This window comes from Capnocytophaga endodontalis (assembly GCF_002209445.1).
GTDB classification, from domain to species: domain Bacteria; phylum Bacteroidota; class Bacteroidia; order Flavobacteriales; family Flavobacteriaceae; genus Capnocytophaga; species Capnocytophaga periodontitidis.
Map to the genome: position 1 here is coordinate 898916 of NZ_CP022022.1, position 15318 is coordinate 914233.

At 38.9% G+C, this 15318-nt stretch carries 17 protein-coding genes; 6 read left to right on the forward strand and 11 right to left on the reverse strand.

Translation table 11 applies throughout. The features are described 5' to 3' along the window. Nucleotides 1-144: 144 nt before the first annotated feature. From CBG49_RS04225 to CBG49_RS04265, 9 genes are all read right to left on the reverse strand, one after another. Complete coding sequence (locus tag CBG49_RS04225; protein ID WP_088593509.1) at nt 145-1605, reverse strand: ATP-binding protein; 1461 nt, start codon at nt 1603-1605, stop codon at nt 145-147. Between the two features lie 182 nt (nt 1606-1787). After that, nucleotides 1788-3323, reverse strand: a complete 1536-nt coding sequence (locus CBG49_RS04230; protein WP_088593510.1) for a DKNYY domain-containing protein — start codon at nt 3321-3323, stop codon at nt 1788-1790. Nucleotide 3324: 1 nt separating this feature from the next. After that, the gene (locus tag CBG49_RS04235) at nt 3325-4338 is read right to left on the reverse strand and encodes a virulence RhuM family protein (RefSeq protein ID WP_088593511.1); all 1014 of its coding nucleotides are present in this window, start codon (nt 4336-4338) and stop codon (nt 3325-3327) included. A gap of 19 nt (nt 4339-4357) precedes the next feature. Then, nucleotides 4358-5074 carry a Fic family protein gene (locus CBG49_RS04240; RefSeq protein WP_227002952.1) on the reverse strand — a complete coding sequence of 239 codons (717 nt, stop codon included), beginning with the start codon at nt 5072-5074 and terminating at the stop codon, nt 4358-4360. Next, the gene (locus CBG49_RS04245; protein WP_088593512.1) at nt 5067-5819 is read right to left on the reverse strand and encodes a hypothetical protein; all 753 of its coding nucleotides are present in this window, start codon (nt 5817-5819) and stop codon (nt 5067-5069) included. The genes CBG49_RS04240 and CBG49_RS04245 overlap by 8 nt, the downstream gene beginning before the upstream one ends. Then, nucleotides 5816-6112, reverse strand: a complete 297-nt coding sequence (locus tag CBG49_RS04250) for a DUF1493 family protein (RefSeq protein WP_088593513.1) — start codon at nt 6110-6112, stop codon at nt 5816-5818. Before CBG49_RS04250 ends, CBG49_RS04245 begins: the two co-directional genes overlap by 4 nt. 16 nt (nt 6113-6128) lie before the next feature. Continuing rightward, nucleotides 6129-6521 (reverse strand): 30S ribosome-binding factor RbfA, encoded by a 393-nt coding sequence (gene rbfA, locus CBG49_RS04255; protein ID WP_009412549.1) that lies wholly within the window; start codon nt 6519-6521, stop codon nt 6129-6131. A gap of 47 nt (nt 6522-6568) precedes the next feature. Next, nucleotides 6569-7540 carry a bifunctional diaminohydroxyphosphoribosylaminopyrimidine deaminase/5-amino-6-(5-phosphoribosylamino)uracil reductase RibD gene (gene ribD, locus CBG49_RS04260; protein ID WP_088593514.1) on the reverse strand — a complete coding sequence of 324 codons (972 nt, stop codon included), beginning with the start codon at nt 7538-7540 and terminating at the stop codon, nt 6569-6571. 155 nt (nt 7541-7695) lie between these two features. Further along, nucleotides 7696-8655: a ribonucleotide-diphosphate reductase subunit beta gene (locus CBG49_RS04265; RefSeq protein ID WP_088593515.1), complete on the reverse strand. Its 960-nt coding sequence runs from the start codon at nt 8653-8655 to the stop codon at nt 7696-7698. A gap of 215 nt (nt 8656-8870) precedes the next feature. On the opposite strand from CBG49_RS04265, the gene CBG49_RS04270 reads away from it, so the two are divergent. Genes CBG49_RS04270 through CBG49_RS04295 form a run of 6 tightly spaced genes read left to right on the forward strand, consistent with a single transcriptional unit; the run spans nt 8871 to nt 13290 of the window. Next, nucleotides 8871-9077, forward strand: coding sequence for a hypothetical protein (locus CBG49_RS04270; protein ID WP_034555269.1), 207 nt, complete (start codon nt 8871-8873; stop codon nt 9075-9077). Nucleotides 9078-9079: 2 nt separating this feature from the next. Then, nucleotides 9080-9916, forward strand: a complete 837-nt coding sequence (gene rfbD / locus CBG49_RS04275; RefSeq protein ID WP_088593516.1) for a dTDP-4-dehydrorhamnose reductase — start codon at nt 9080-9082, stop codon at nt 9914-9916. Nucleotides 9917-9925: 9 nt separating this feature from the next. Beyond that, entirely contained in the window at nt 9926-11071 is a 1146-nt protein-coding gene (locus CBG49_RS04280; protein WP_088593517.1) for a cytochrome-c peroxidase, read from the forward strand. Then, on the forward strand, nt 11071-11730 hold the full coding sequence (locus tag CBG49_RS04285; protein WP_088593518.1) for an HAD family hydrolase: 660 nt from the start codon (nt 11071-11073) through the stop codon (nt 11728-11730). The genes CBG49_RS04280 and CBG49_RS04285 overlap by 1 nt, the downstream gene beginning before the upstream one ends. Before the next feature lie 16 nt (nt 11731-11746). Beyond that, nucleotides 11747-12550, forward strand: a complete 804-nt coding sequence (locus CBG49_RS04290) for a phosphoribosyltransferase family protein (RefSeq protein ID WP_088593519.1) — start codon at nt 11747-11749, stop codon at nt 12548-12550. Nucleotides 12551-12552: 2 nt separating this feature from the next. Next, nucleotides 12553-13290: a TIGR03915 family putative DNA repair protein gene (locus tag CBG49_RS04295; protein ID WP_088593520.1), complete on the forward strand. Its 738-nt coding sequence runs from the start codon at nt 12553-12555 to the stop codon at nt 13288-13290. Here the strand turns inward: CBG49_RS04295 and CBG49_RS04300 are convergent. Together CBG49_RS04300 and msrB are read right to left on the reverse strand one after the other, a co-directional pair. After that, on the reverse strand, nt 13287-14150 hold the full coding sequence (locus CBG49_RS04300; RefSeq protein WP_088593521.1) for a glycerophosphodiester phosphodiesterase family protein: 864 nt from the start codon (nt 14148-14150) through the stop codon (nt 13287-13289). The genes CBG49_RS04295 and CBG49_RS04300 overlap by 4 nt on opposite strands. A gap of 6 nt (nt 14151-14156) precedes the next feature. Next, on the reverse strand, nt 14157-15206 hold the full coding sequence (gene msrB / locus CBG49_RS04305; protein ID WP_418219532.1) for a peptide-methionine (R)-S-oxide reductase MsrB: 1050 nt from the start codon (nt 15204-15206) through the stop codon (nt 14157-14159). Nucleotides 15207-15318 lie beyond the last annotated feature (112 nt).

Here is a 15318-nt window from a genome sequence, read left to right on the forward strand (position 1 = left end):
GCTATGTAGAGAATGGGAGACATTGCTTAAATGATATAAAAACTTGCTTATTTAGCCCTAAAACTTGCTTATTACTATTTCGGTGCTGTATTTCAATGAGTTATAAGAATATATTAACCTTGCTTATTTCACCCTAAAACTTGCTTAATCTTTTTTAAAGGTGTATTTAGCATTCAAATCACGTTGTTTTTCAGTGTGTTTTTCAAGAATATTTTGTTTGATAAAAGTATTTAAATAAGCACGTATAGAGTTCTGATTAATTTTTGTATGTGCTACTAATTCAGAGAGTATTGCAGTTCCTTTCCTAAATAAATAAAGTAGAATAGCCTTTTGAGAATCGTTGTATTTTTCCCAATTTTCTTCAATAGTAGTCATCAGTACTTTTGAAATAGTTTTTTCGTGAGTACTAGCACGGTTACGTAAGGTTAAATATACATTATTATTTTGCTCTCTGTATTCGGGTTGAGCAAGTAAGGACTTTTCCATTGACTGATAGATGCGCGAAACACCTTCATTCAGTTGTCTAACGTAGCCTAAATCTTCTAATACTCTTGCAATACGTGGGTTTCGAGCAAAACGTTCTGTTTTTATATTTTCAATGGTAACTTGTGCAGGAAGAGGACCACTATTGCTAATCTCAAGTCGGTCGTCAAAATGTTTGATATAAATTTCATTGCCTTGTACATTATAGGAACGATGGCAAAGAGCGTTCACCACCCCTTCAAGCCAAGCTTCTTCGGGGTATTCAGGTACTTTTTTAAACTTTCCAATACTGATGTCTAAAAAATAGTAGTCTTTTAATGAAGTTCGCAAAAAATAAGTAAGCATATCAATAAGTCTTGGTATATTGTTTTCAAAGCGCTGATCTTTTACCACATTGTGCTCACTACCTACTTTAGCATCTATCCCTTCATAACGCACATAACGTACTGTTGCAGAAGGTATATAACGCTCAGGATATTTAGAAAACAACAATACAGCCGACTTTTTAAACTGATAATTACCCTCTTTTTTACTTAATAAGTTCCGCTTGTAAAGCAATTCGAATATGTTGCCAGAAGTAAAGTTTACTTTCTCTTTATAAGCAGCTAATAACTCTTGATCTAAATCATTGGAATCAAAATCGGCTACTATTTCATCTTCAAATAATCGGATATTTTTATCGTACTCAAGTCGTTTTATCTGCTCTCTATCCAATTCTCTATTGCTATCAGCAACACGTAGAAAAACCTTTTCGTTGTCTTTTCTACAATAAATACGTTCTATATCTTGTTCAACGTGAAATAGAAAGACTAAATTTTTATCGATATAAACCTCTTCAAGTTCAATATTACAAGGAGGTGTTATAAAGTCGAATACAATCTTTCGGTACTCACTTAGCTTATCAGCAATGGTATTGAGGTCTTGTATTTCCCCTTTATCACTCACGCCAAAAGCCAACACACCTCCATCGGCATTTAGCATTCCTATCAACTCTTCGGCTATTTTGGTAGGTTTAATATCTTTTTCGCCTAAACCTTTCCGTTCAAAATATTGATTCTCAGGTTGATTTTCTAAGTATTCTTTTGTGAGAATACTATTAAACTTTGATATAGGTTTATTCATTATTTTTTTGCTTGCTTAAATGATATAAAAACTTGCTTATTTAGCCCTAAAACTTGCTTATTGCTATTTCGGTGCTGTATTTCAATGAGTTATAAGAATATATTAACCTTGCTTATTTCACCCTAAAACTTGCTTAATCCTTTTTAAGGGCAAAAATAGTAAATAATCAGCAAATTGGCAAATTAGCTATTTTGATTGCATTCAGTCTTGATATTTCTACTTTCTAATAACTGTTGTAAATCTTTAATTTTTTCAATAAGGGCATTTTCTCTTTCTACCAAACTTCTTGTGCTGATGAGATAATCGCGTGAAGTGCCTTCCTTCTTGCTTACAATATGCATCTGTCCTGCTACTTTTTTCTTGTCGACTTCAAAGACTACTTTTCGAATATCGCTAATGAGGTATCGTTTTCCTATTAAATTGTTAATTCTCAAATGTTTTTCTTCTAATATAAAAGGGTCTATGGTGATGTTGTAGTATTTGAATATGCGGTGGGTAATATAAGCAAAAATGGAAGATACAATAATAACCCACAAAAGTAGGTAGCGTTCCCAAAGTGATTTTGTATAGGTTTTTGCCTCCCCTAAAACTTCATACTCCTTCTTATTGAGGTCTTTGTTTTTTATTTTATTTTTGATTTCTGAAGGGGAGAGATTACTTTTTAAAGAACATATTTGGGTACTATAAGATATAGAGCCTCTTTTTCTAGACCGCGATTCTTTACATAAGAAAAACAATGTTTTCTTTCCGTTAGAAAAAATCCCTTTTTCTATTTCTTTGCAACCTTCAAAAGGGTTGTTGTTTATTACTTTTTTGACTTTTTCAGCCATTGTATCGTAGTAATAAACTCCTTGTTTGTTTACAAAAAATAGATGGTTGCTATAATTGTGGTTGTCTATAAGCAATTGATAGGGAGCTTCACTTGGCAGGAAAGCTGTCTTGCCAATAAATACTTTACCTCCGTTGAGATGGTAAAGATAATCATAATTTCCACGATTAGAGAATCCTTCAGCTACAAGGTCGTCGCTAAAAGTTTCGTCTAATAATTGGGTTTCATAGAATACTTGTTTGCCGTCGGAGAAGTAAGGTGAATAGCTTTTTCTATAAGAGCGGTCATTGCGCTCTCTTAGGTCTAAAATGGGAAAGAGAGTATCTTTAGCGCCTTCAATCTTTTCACCTTGGTAATAAAAATGAGTGCCATCAGTAGATAAGTAAGCGGAAGTGGTTGAAGCCGAAAAATGCTGTCCGGTTTTGCCTACTTTTTTCATAGGTTGAGAGGAGTAGCCATTCTCAAATTCGGGATATGGGGGGCAATAGTAAGTATCTTTTTCGTCGGTGAAGAGGTCGTTGCCAATAGCTCTAAAAGGTTGTTGTAGGGGGACAATTTTATTGGTGAAGAAAACGTGCGATTTGTCCCACCCTATTTGTGGTATATGTAAGTTTCCTGCAAAGACTTGAAAAGTACTTACATCAGCTTCTGGAAGAGGGAGGTAGCCTTTTCCTATTACTAAAGTGTATATTTTTCCTTGATACTTGTAGAAATCGGAGTGTTCTAAATTATATTTATCAGAGTGAGCGTAGAATTCTTCATCTACTTGAGGATTGTCTTTCAGTGCAATGAATACAAAAAGGGTTATAAAAGCCGCTATAGAGAGGATTATGGTTATACGTGTAAACCATATTATATTTAAGCGACGTTTGTTCTTTATATGTATCATTTTATTTTTTGTGTTTTAATAATTTAGCTGTGTTTTTCTCTAATACTTTTAAACTCTCTAAGTATGATTCCTCAATAGGAGAAAGAGTTCTGGCTTCATAAGCACGGTATTCTTGAATTGCTTTTTTCTCGGCTTCGTCGTGACTAATACTTCCTGCGCCTTGTAATACACCTTTGCCATAATTGGCTGAAAATTTATCTAGTTCTTCAATCCAATCCTGCATATACATAGGGCTTTGTGTTTGAGCTTTGAGTTCTGCTAAGTCAAAAAAAGCTGAAACAAGACGGTTTAAGCGAAATAATTCTTCTTCGGTAAGATAGTTTTTAGCGATTTTAGCTTCATTTAAGGTGGGTAAAGCGCCTTTGAAAGTAGTGAGTCCCATAAAGTCTTTGGTGCTATCAGCTCTGTGATAAATAAGTTCAGCTGATGTTTGCTGACTGCTAGCGTAATGTAGTTTGTTTTGTACTATTTTGAAGAAAGTGAGGGTTGTTTCACTTTTAGGGTCATAATCTCTGCTGGTAGCATACAAATCGAGTACTTGGCGGTATAGAGCTTTTTCACTTGAACGAATATCGCGAATTCTATTGAGTAGTTCTTTCCAATAATCACCTCCTCCGTTGCCTTTGAGGCGCTCATCGTCCATTGTAAAGCCTTTTACAATGTATTCTTTTAGTCGTTGTGTTGCCCAAATACGAAATTTAGTAGCTATAATACTTTTTATGCGATAGCCAACTGAAATAATCATATCCAAATTATAATAATCCAATTGTCGTCTAACATCTCGGATACCTTCTTTTTGAACTGTCAAGAATTTCTTGACAGTTGCTTCTGGTGAAAGTTCTCCTTCTTCATATATATTTTGAATATGTAAACTGATGTTTTGTTTGGTAGTATTAAAAAGCTCTGCCATCAGCTGTTGCGTGAGCCATACTGTATCCCCTTCAACCCTTACATTGAGTTGGGCTGAACCATCTTCACGCTGATAAAGTATGATTTCTCCTTTTTGTATTTCCATTTTTAGTTTAGGTAATTAATTAAACTCTGAAATATTCCATTACTGCTTTGTACTCATCTTGTGCTGTGAGGCAAGTATCGAGTAAATAACCTTCTATTTGTTGCCAATTTTGCAAACCGCGATAGTAGAACAAACGCAGATTTTCAGTAATGATAAAAGGGGTTATATTGTTGGCTAAGCATTCTTTGAAGAGGAGTAATCGCCCTACACGTCCGTTGCCGTCTTGAAAGGGGTGAATATTTTCAAATTGCCAATGAAAATCTATCAAATCACGAAAAGTTTTCGTTGGTTTTTGGTGATAATTGCTTAGTAGGAGCGTCATTTCTTTTTCTACATTTTCAGGTAGTGTAGTGGCATTGCTCCCTACTTCGTTAGGTAGTTTTTTATAATCACCTACTGCAAACCAATCTTTTCTACTATCGGAAGTGCCTGCTTTAAGAATGCTGTGAAATGATTTGATCATTGCTTGAGAGAGAGGTTCAGTAGCTGAGTGTAGCATTATATCAAAAGCTCTAAAATGGTTGATAGCCTCTACGATGTCGTCTACATTTACAGCTTGCTGGGCAATGCCAATAGTATTAGTTTCAAAGATATAACGCGTTTGTTCGCGAGTGAGTTGGCTACCTTCTATGTGATTAGAATTATAGCAAAAATCTATTTGAGTGCGGTGGTAGATACCGCCCTTCAATTGAGATGTTTGTTCTTGTAATAAGCGTTCTAAAAGCATATTATTCATAATATGTCAATACACGAGTCTCTATTCTAAAAGGTTTTTTTATTCCTTCATAGTCAGTTAAATATATAATGCGCTTTGTCCAATTCTTATGTGTGTCAAAAGAAATGTATTGGTATTGTGTGGTCTCTATCAAATCACCATCTTCATAGAGTATTTCTTTTTCTAAATGGCCCTCTTTGTTATAAGTGTATTTAGTAATCCGCTGTCCTCCTGATAAATTAGCGACAATCAATCTTCTTGAAGAGTCGTATTTCAGACTAACGCTATAATCGATATCCTGCTTGCATTCCCCCACTCCTATAGATTTTTTCTCGATAGGGTCTCCTTGTGCGTTGTATTTGTAAGTATCAATACAACAGAGGTCTCCCAAATATATTTTTTCAATATATTTCCCTTGTGTATAACTATACTCGGAAGCGAGCTCTAACTTTCCACCATTATTAGACTTTAGTTTTTTTAATTTCCTACCTTTTTCGTCGTAGAGGTATTTTTCTAAAGAAATAATATTAGCTATTTCTTTAAAAGTCAGTAGGTTACCATCTTTGTTGTAGAAAGCTTCTTTTGAGGAATTGTCTTTAGAATTGTTATCAGGCACTACTTTTCCATTTTTATAAATAACCTCATAGTAGGTAGTAACTGTTGTTTTTACCTTTCCTTTTAAATTTTCTTCTTGAAGATCAGTTCTCATTTTCTGTCCGAAAACAGTAAAAGGCACTAAAAATAAGCAAAATAGAAGTGTTCTCATAGTAATCTCTTGATTTTAATAGCTGTTTCTAACTGATATATGTAAAAAGGCTTCTTTTCCTTTCCTAAGCCCAAAAACTTTATAAACCAAAGGTATGGAACCTTTGATTCACTATAAAAATAATCATCAAAAGGGAAGTTGCTGATGTCTACCTCAAAAGCCTCACTGAATGCGACCAACAAATCCTCAGCATCATCACCCTCAATATGCAGCTCTTTATTAAGGGCAGTTTGTGAAGAAAAAGGTTCTTTCCCTACAAACCTTTCAATGAGTTGTTGCAATTCATCCCTCATAACTACCCCCTAAGAATTATGTCATTTTTCTCTTGTAGAGCAAAGCTCTGTTCTCAATAGGGTTTTCTTCTTCTTTGAGTGATTGTTCAATGCCCTCGATGTATTGCAATGAGTCATCTATATAGAAGAATAATTCCGGCATACGGCGGAACTGGTTTTTGGTGATTTGTGAGAGTTCGTGTTTGATGAGAGGAGCATTAGAAGTTACCCCCTTGAGCACCTCGGCAGCCTTTGCCTCTGGGAATACGCTGAGGTATACTTTAGCTACCGATAAATCTACGGTTACATTTACTTTAGTTACCGAAACGAGTAAGTTTTGTTGCCCTGCATCGCGTATGGATTGCTGCAACACTTTGGCTAATTCTTCTTGAATAATGCCTGCTATTTTCTTTTGTCTGTTATTTTCCATTGTATAATTGATAAATAAGTAGTGCAAAGATAGTAATAATTTGTAAATTAGCTGATTTGTGGGGCTTTCACACCTTCGCCGAAACTCACTTCGCTTTTGTAGATACGCATTTCGTCGTATAAACCTGCATTGATAAATTGTTGCAGGGTGTATGCACCTCCCTCTACTATAAGGCTTTGGATATTGCGCTGGTAGAGCAGGTCACAGATTTGTTGAGGTACGTTGCGGCTGAGGTCGATGCCTATTACTTCTGTTTGTAGCCCATAACTTTTATTACTTACTTTTTCCTTGTTAGTTATGAAAAGCGTTGGCTGTTGGTCGTTCCACACTTTAAACTCTTTAGGAGAGCGCAAGTGAGGGTCGATAATTACCCGTAGCGGATTTTTGCCATACCAATCGCGGGTGTCGAGCGAAGGATTGTCGGCTAATACAGTGCCTACGCCTACTAATATAGCTTGTTCTTCACTGCGCATTTTGTGTACTTCTTGGCGTGTATAAGCATCGGTAATCCACACAGGAGCAAGCGTATCTTTGAGAGCAGGAGCGATAAAGCCATCGGCAGTTTCTGCCCATTTGAGGAAGATATAAGGGCGTTTTTTCTCGTGAAAGGTAAAAAAGCGTTTGTTGAGTTCCCTACATTCTTTTTCCATTACCCCCACTGTTACTTCACAGCCCGCAGTCCGCAGTTTTTCAATACCACGACCAGCGACTTTAGCAAAGGGGTCGATCGTGCCAATCACCACGCGGGGAATGCAGTGTGCGATAATCAAATCGGCGCAAGGGGGTGTTTTGCCATAATGACTGCAAGGCTCTAAACTCACATAGAGCGTACTTTCAGACAGTAGCGACTTGTCTTTCACTGAGGCAATAGCACGCACTTCGGCGTGAGGCTCACCTGCTTTTTGGTGCCAGCCCTCACCGATGATTTTCCCTTCGTGCACTATCACACAACCTACCAGAGGATTAGGATATGTAGTGCCAAGTCCATTATAAGCTAATTGTATACAGCGTTTTATCATAGATGTTAGGGGATAGGGGATAGGGAATAGGGTTTAGAGTTTAAGGATTAGATGTTTTTGCAAAGAGTTAATCATTTTTCCAATTTCTTGAATAAGAGAAATAGATTTTTCAATATCTCCTGATACCTGACACCTATCCCCTAATACCTGAATCCTTAAAACAAATCGTTCTCGGTGATGCTCTTGTCGTGTTTGGTATAGGCGGTAGGACGTTTGGCAAAGAAATCGTCGAGTTCGTTGCTAAATACCTCTTCTTCAAACCACATCATAGGTTTAGCTTCATCACCACTGATGTTGAAAGGCTTGTCTAAACCGAGTTGGGTAAGCGAGTCGTCAAGGCGGTAACGCATATAGTTAGCGAGGTCTTTTTTGCTGAAGAATTCTAATTCACCTTGTTCAAAAATCCAGTCGAGCATCTTGTCTTCCAAAAGAATATAGTTGCGGATAAAATTAGTAGCTTCGTGCTCGGCAACGGTTTTCATTTCGGGGCGTTCTTCAAATATTTTTTTGAGAATATAAATACCAGCATTGGCGTGCACTTGCTCATCAATAGAAGTCCAAGCAATGATGTTGGCTACATTTTTCAAATAACCTTTGAAACGTGTGAATGATAAAATAGTAGCAAACTGACTGAACAAAGAGGCGTTTTCTATAATAAGGGTGAAGAAAAGGATGCGCTCCATAGCATTCTCGCGGTTTTTAGCGAGGTATTCTTTTAGTATGTTGTTGCGCTCTTTGAAAATAGGCACTTCAAGGAGGTTTTCAAACTCGTTGTTGTAACCCAATACCTCTAATAAACGAGCGTAGGCTTCGCTGTGGCGGAACTCACACTCGGCAAAAGTAGCGCCAAGACCGTTAAATTCAGGTTTAGGAAAGAGGTCGTAAAGATCGCCCCAAAAGGTTTTTACCGATACTTCTACCTGTGCAATCCCCAATAAGGCGCGCTTTACGGCTTCTTGTTCTATGGTCGATAAATTAGATTTAAAATCCTGAATATCGGCTGTAAATTCTACTTCGGAGTGCACCCAAAACGATTTGTGCATAGCGTTTACGAACTCCATAACCTCTGGGTATTCAAAAGGTTTGTAGTTCTCGCGTTTATCAAAAATTCCCATTTTTATTGTGTTTTTATTAATAATTCAGGGGGCAAAGATAGGGATAATTTGACAATTAGCCAATTAGTAAATTAGTAAAATCACTCCTGTTCATAACTATGTTGATAACGTGTTGATTTTAATTGATAACTATTTCATTGTTGTTTTGCATTTTCTTCGTATCTTTGCCCTCGCAAAACAGAATAAAATTCATTTTAATAAAAAAGTTAAAAGCTATGGAAGAATTTGTAAAGTTAATCGAACAAATCTTGTATATGGAAAATTTCAACACTGAAGTTACTCCTGATTTGAAAGAAAAATTTGTAGCCTTGTACAACAAATTTGGCAACAGTGTACCTGATAAATATAAAGGTGATGCTAACAGAATGTACAATAAGTACGCTGCAACCGTAGGTAGCAATGCGTTTAGCTACGCTTACTAATAATGAATGTATTAGTAACCGGAGCCAGCGGTCAGTTAGGTTCCGAAATACAAAACAACACACACCGTATAAGCAATTATTATTTTAGCGATGCCGACAGCTTGGACATTACAGATGCCCAAGCTATTCGTGCTTTCGTTCAACAGCACGCTATTGACCTCATCGTGAATTGTGCAGCTTATACCAATGTAGATAAAGCTGAAGATGATTCTGCTACAGCCGAAGCTATCAATCACACAGCTGTAGTTCATTTGGCAAATGTGTGCAGCGAATTTCACTTGCCTCTTATCCATATCTCTACCGATTATGTGTTTGGAGGTACTAAAAATACGCCCTATCGTGAAACCGATGCTACTCAACCCCTCGGCGTGTATGGTCGAACCAAATTGGCAGCTGAGCAAGCTGTTCAAAACAGTGGAATTGAGTATCTTATCATCCGTACTTCTTGGCTTTATTCTCTCCACTTTGGCAATAATTTTGTAAAAACGATTCAGCGACTTAGCAACGAGCGCGACCAGCTAAAAGTAGTAATTGATCAAGTAGGAACGCCTACTAATGCTGCCGATTTAGCCGATTTTATAGTGCAAGCTATAGAAAATGCTTGGTATCGCGGTAAGCGTGAAGTATATCATTTTTCTAATGAGGGAGTATGTTCGTGGTACGATTTTGCTGTGGCTATAGTAACCAAAGCGGGCAATGCTTGTGAGGTATTACCTTGTACTTCAGCCGAGTTTCCTAGTAAAGTTACACGTCCTGCTTATTCAGTATTAGATAAAACCAAACTCAAAACCGATTTTGGTTATCGCATTCCATATTGGAGAGATAGTTTTTTGAAATAACATTTCTCTATGAAGAAAATTCCTCTTATCATACTTGGTATTTTAGCTCTTTTGGCTTTTACACTACGCCATAAAGACGATATCTTCACCGACCCCGAATATATCGCTCAACTGCGAACGATGTATAGCTCTGGCGACCCTACAAAATGGGAAGCTCCTACCTTAGACAGCACTCTTGTAGCTGGTTTTCAAGATATAGGCTCATTACCTCCAATACCTTTTCCCACTGATAATCCTTTCTCCGAAGATAAAAAAACGCTGGGCAAACTGCTCTTTTTCGACCCTCGTTTATCGCGTTCAACACAAATATCCTGCGCCTCTTGCCACGATTCTCAATTGGGCTGGGGCGACGGTCGCAGTGTGTCGTTTGGACATAACCGCCGTACGGGCGTGCGCAACGCAATGACTATTCTCAACACGGGCTATTACACTTCTTTTTTCTGGGACGGTAGGGCTACTACTTTAGAAGAACAAGCCTTAGGTCCTATGACCGACCCCGTGGAAATGCACTCTACCCAAGATTTATCGGTAAAACGCATTCGCAAAATTAAAGGCTACAAACCTTACTTTGTAAAGGCTTTTGGCGACGATAAGATAACTATTGAGCGTATTACCCAAGCTATCGCTACCTACGAACGCACTATTGTGAGTGGCAAAAGCAAATTCGACCGCTTTATCAGTGGTGATAAAAATCGCTTCACCGATGAGGAGGTAGTAGGCTTACACCTTTTCCGCACCAAAGCGCGCTGCATCAATTGTCACAATACCCCTCTTTTCTCCGATAACCAGTTTCACAATGTGGGACTTTCCTATTACGGACGTATGTACGAGGATTTAGGCAAGTACAAACACTCTAAAAAGAAAGAAGATGTGGGAAGCTTTAGAACGCCATCGCTTAGAGAGGTGGCACGCACTGCCCCTTATATGCACAATGGCTTTATGCCCGATCTTGAGGGTGTTGTGGAAATGTACAACATAGGAATGCCACGCCCTGAACCTCGCGAAAACCAAAAGAAAGATACGCTTTTCCCTACTACCGACCGCCTATTGCAGACTCTGAACCTCAGTAGAAAGGAAAAAGAAGCCTTGGTAGCTTTCCTCAAAACACTTTCTTCACCGGCTTATCACGAACGAATGCCCGAACTCCCCCAATAATGACTACTATCGACCTACAGAAATACCAGCACTTTTCATTTGATATGTGGCTCACGCTCATCCGCTCTCATCCTGTTTTCAAAGAACAAAGAGACCGATGGTTGCGCTACTATTTTAGTATTACTGCACCTTTAGACGAGGTGCACAAAGCGATACGTACGGTAGATTTGCAAGCTAATGCCGAAAGTGAACGCACGGGGCTGCATATCCCTCAGCAAGTGCTTTTTGAGAGAGTACTCACGCTGTTGAATGTTCCCATAGACGAAAATATTGATTGGGAAGCGTGTTTTGCAGAACAGGAAACACTTTTTTTGCATTATATGCCTCAGTTGTTAGACCCTAAAATAGATGTGCTTTTTGCCAAAATTCAATCGCAGGGGAAGACCATAAGTCTGTTGAGCAATACGGCTTTCATTACGGGGAAGACCTTGCATAAGGTATTGGCGTACTACGGATTAGCATCGTATTTTTCGTTTGAGCTCTATTCCGATGAAGAGGGAATTGCCAAACCTAACCCCGCGATTTTCCAAAAGGCTTATGAGCTTACTAACGCCTTGCGCCCCGTTGAAAAAACTCAGTGGCTGCACATAGGCGATAACCCTATTGCCGATATACAAGGTGCTACCAATGCAGGTTTGTGCGCCTTTCTTATCTCTTAACTCTTATTTAAATTAAATGAATAAACGTTTTAGTCTGCACTCTATAGAAAGTGCTGAGGCTTGTACTTTTAGCGAAGCCGCCTACAGTAGATTTAAATTTGGCGACACAGCTGTTGCCGAACAATTTGGCAAAGAACTCTTTGCAGGGTTTATCGCCCAACACAGTGATTTTATTTTAGCACAAGATGAAATTGTGCTTTTGCCAAGTCCGTATTACGCAATTCCTACTGCATCCGACTATCTGTGTCATTATTTTAAGAAAGAACTGAACTACTTTCTTTTTCAACACGACCGCAAATCTTGCGTAACTGCCAAAATACACCGCAATCAAACCTACGTGCAGGACTATGGCAATATGAGCTATGAACAACGCGTAAACCTCATTGCCAATGATACTTATTACATCGATCGCACTTTTATTGAACGGAAATGCTGCTTGCTTATTGACGATATCAAAATCACCGGTAGCCACGAGCACACCGTGAACCGCATTCTCAAACAATACAATGTACAAGGCGATTTCTTTTTCTTGTACTATGCCGAACTTATCAATAAGGATATAGATCCTAAAATTGAAAATCACTTCAATTATTTTGCTATCAAAACTCCTACTGATCTTATTGGACTGATGAAAAGTGAGCGTTTTGCTTTCAATACGCGCATCATTAAGTATATTTTATTACTTCCTGAAGCTGAATTTGACAAAATATATAAAGCTATAACCGAAACCCAACGAAAAGAGATTTTTGAATGGGCAATTAGTAATAATTATCACCAAATAGCTGAATACAGGACTAATTTACTAAAAATAGCACCTTAATTTTGAAGATTTTAGTATACGATAGTACTTTTGAAGGCTTCCTCACAGCGGTTTTTGTAGTTTTTGAATACCGTTATGAGGAAGTTGCTATCGTTGCCCAACACCTATTTGCTCCCTCGCTGTTTGAGGAAGCAATAACCGTATACACCGATGCAGCTAAGGCTGAGCGCGTGCTGAACAAAATAGAACAATGTTGGGGGAAAGAAGGGAAAGCAATAGTATTGAGGGCTTTCCTATCGGAAGAAGAGGGAATGGAAAACTATCTATTAGCCGCCATCCGGTTGATGATACAACACCCTGAAGAACAAGTACTTGAAAACTATGGAAATACAGCTATTGCTGCCATACGCAAGGCTGCCAAAAGTGTAGGCAGAGAAGTACACCGAATGAAAGAGTTTGTGCGTTTTGAGAAGGTAGGCGATTTGTATTTTGCCAAAATAGTTCCTGAGTACGATGTGCTGGCTTTGGTAGTTCCTCACTTCAAAAATAGATTTTCCGACCAGCAGTGGGTGCTCTACGACCCGCAACGCGCCTATGGTTTTGCTTACGATTTAGAAGAAGTCTTTCCCTTTACTCCCGCCGATAAACAATTTGGCAAGTTATCCACCTCCCTGCCCGACGGCTATGAAATGCTTTGGAAAACTTATTTCCAGCACATCAACATAGCCGAACGCAAGAACAGCAAGTACCAGCTCAGGAATATGCCTAAGCGTTATTGGCAGTACTTGCCCGAAGTTTAAAATGAAAGGGAAAGAGGTCTATCAGTAGAGAAAATTTGAATACCTTTTTGCGCCCATTCTTTGTAAAGATGATCACCTTTAGTCGCTGCACGCTTGTCTAAGTTTCCTAAAGTACCCAAAATAGCAGGGATTTTCAGTTGGTTCAAACGTTGGTAGAGCGCATCAGGAGCTACTTTGATACCCGTGAAAGCTACCAATTTTTCTTTGGGGATACCCGTTTGCAATATGCGTTCTAACTCATCGTTGTTGCGCACACTTACCGAAATCAACATCTCTGGAGCCACTTTGTAGAGCGCTTTGGCTTGTTCGGTATTATAGCTGATGAGCACCACTTGGGCTTCCATACCTTCAGCACGTACTAAATCTACTACTTTTTGGTAAGAAATTCCTTTTTTGAAATCGAGCATTAGGTATCCGTGATTGGCTTTACACCACGCCAATACATCTTTTAAATAAGGAATTTTAAACTGAGTTACATTACCGAACTCATCTTTTAGATTTTCTTTGAGTAAATCGGCGGTAGACATAGCCGAAACTTCACCTTTGCCCGTTGCAGTACGACCTAAACTGTTGTCGTGCATCAAAAGCAAATCGCCATCGGCACTTTCAAAAATGTCAATTTCAAAACTGTGTACTCCCTTAGTAGAAAGATACTGAATGCTTTCCAAGCAGTTTTCGGGGTATCCTTTGAGACCTTCGCCGCCACCACCGCGGTGAGCCGATACAATAGGTTTGGCAGCAAAGTAGATTTGGTTAGTAATCTCTTGCTGAGCGATAATCTGTCCTGTTGCTGGAGCTGAAGCGTTTTTGCAGGCTATGGCGCAAAAAAGGAGTCCTATAAATGATAAAAATTTCTTCATCAGTGTTTATTTCTTCTTATTTTTCTTAGTAGTTTTAGTTTTATTTTTAGTGTTTTGGGTATTTTTAGTGTCTAATAAAGGAAGATATTGGCTATAACCTTCTTTTTCCATATCTTCTTTAGGGATAAAGCGCAACGATGCACTATTGATGCAGTAACGCAAGCCGCCTTTATCTTTAGGCCCATCGTTGAACACGTGCCCTAAGTGAGCATCGCCTAATTTGCTGCGCACTTCGGTACGGGTCATATTGTGAGAAGTATCTGTTTTTTCAGCGATGAGCTTGTTGTCAATAGGTTTAGAGAAACTTGGCCATCCACATCCCGATTCAAACTTATCGGTAGAGACAAAAAGCGGTTCACCAGTGGTGATATCCACGTAAATACCTTCACGAAATTCATCGTAATAAGCATTAGCAAACGGACGTTCGGTGGCGCTTTCTTGGGTTACAGCGTACTGTTCGGGGGTGAGCTGCTTGCGGAGGTCGGCTTTAGAAGCTTTTTTGAAAGTCTTCTCGGTAGGAGCGGGGTTCGCTTGGCGAGCCAACTCAAACAAAGCGGGTGAAATATGGCAATATCCTTGCGGATTTTTGTCTAAATAATCTTGGTGATATTCTTCAGCTTTGTAGAAGTTTTTTAGCGGAAGTACCTCTACCACTATGGGTTGGGAGTATTGTTTTGCCACTATGGCAATAGCTTTCTCGATAAGAGGTTTTTCAGCTTCATTTGTATAGTAGATACCCGTGCGGTACTGGGTGCCGCGGTCGTTGCCCTGTTTGTTGAGAGAAGTAGGGTCGATGATTTTGAAATAGAGGTCGAGTAGTTGGTTCAGGTTGATGAGTTGGGGGTTGTAGGTTACTTTCACCGTTTCGGCAAAACCTGTATCGCCCACGCACACTTGGCGGTAGGAAGGAGCTTGAGAGAGGTTGCCATTGGCATAACCTACTTCGGTAGCGAGCACTCCGCGTATTTGCTTGAAAAAGTGTTCGGTACCCCAAAAGCAGCCTCCAGCGAAATAAATGTCGGTAGTATTAGCATTGGAGTAATTTTGTTCTTCCATCTCGGTGTTGAGGTTCTTGTTGTTAGTTGAAACTTGTTGGTTAGTAGCGGTTCCGTTAGCGCATCCCAAAGTGAAGACACTTGCCAAAAGGCTAAAAAAATAGGTTTTCATT

What these genes read in the sequence shown, in the direction of transcription:
- CBG49_RS04225 (WP_088593509.1), bottom strand. Translation starts at nt 1,605, where the DNA reads ATGAATAAACCTATATCAAAGTTTAATAGTATTCTCACAAAAGAATAC.
- CBG49_RS04230 (WP_088593510.1), bottom strand. Translation starts at nt 3,323, where the DNA reads ATGATACATATAAAGAACAAACGTCGCTTAAATATAATATGGTTTACA.
- CBG49_RS04235 (WP_088593511.1), bottom strand. Translation starts at nt 4,338, where the DNA reads ATGGAAATACAAAAAGGAGAAATCATACTTTATCAGCGTGAAGATGGT.
- CBG49_RS04240 (WP_227002952.1), bottom strand. Translation starts at nt 5,074, where the DNA reads ATGAATAATATGCTTTTAGAACGCTTATTACAAGAACAAACATCTCAA.
- CBG49_RS04245 (WP_088593512.1), bottom strand. Translation starts at nt 5,819, where the DNA reads ATGAGAACACTTCTATTTTGCTTATTTTTAGTGCCTTTTACTGTTTTC.
- CBG49_RS04250 (WP_088593513.1), bottom strand. Translation starts at nt 6,112, where the DNA reads ATGAGGGATGAATTGCAACAACTCATTGAAAGGTTTGTAGGGAAAGAA.
- rbfA (WP_009412549.1), bottom strand. Translation starts at nt 6,521, where the DNA reads ATGGAAAATAACAGACAAAAGAAAATAGCAGGCATTATTCAAGAAGAA.
- ribD (WP_088593514.1), bottom strand. Translation starts at nt 7,540, where the DNA reads ATGATAAAACGCTGTATACAATTAGCTTATAATGGACTTGGCACTACA.
- CBG49_RS04265 (WP_088593515.1), bottom strand. Translation starts at nt 8,655, where the DNA reads ATGGGAATTTTTGATAAACGCGAGAACTACAAACCTTTTGAATACCCA.
- CBG49_RS04270 (WP_034555269.1), top strand. Translation starts at nt 8,871, where the DNA reads ATGGAAGAATTTGTAAAGTTAATCGAACAAATCTTGTATATGGAAAAT.
- rfbD (WP_088593516.1), top strand. Translation starts at nt 9,080, where the DNA reads ATGAATGTATTAGTAACCGGAGCCAGCGGTCAGTTAGGTTCCGAAATA.
- CBG49_RS04280 (WP_088593517.1), top strand. Translation starts at nt 9,926, where the DNA reads ATGAAGAAAATTCCTCTTATCATACTTGGTATTTTAGCTCTTTTGGCT.
- CBG49_RS04285 (WP_088593518.1), top strand. Translation starts at nt 11,071, where the DNA reads ATGACTACTATCGACCTACAGAAATACCAGCACTTTTCATTTGATATG.
- CBG49_RS04290 (WP_088593519.1), top strand. Translation starts at nt 11,747, where the DNA reads ATGAATAAACGTTTTAGTCTGCACTCTATAGAAAGTGCTGAGGCTTGT.
- CBG49_RS04300 (WP_088593521.1), bottom strand. Translation starts at nt 14,150, where the DNA reads ATGAAGAAATTTTTATCATTTATAGGACTCCTTTTTTGCGCCATAGCC.
- msrB (WP_418219532.1), bottom strand. Translation starts at nt 15,206, where the DNA reads ATGGAAGAACAAAATTACTCCAATGCTAATACTACCGACATTTATTTC.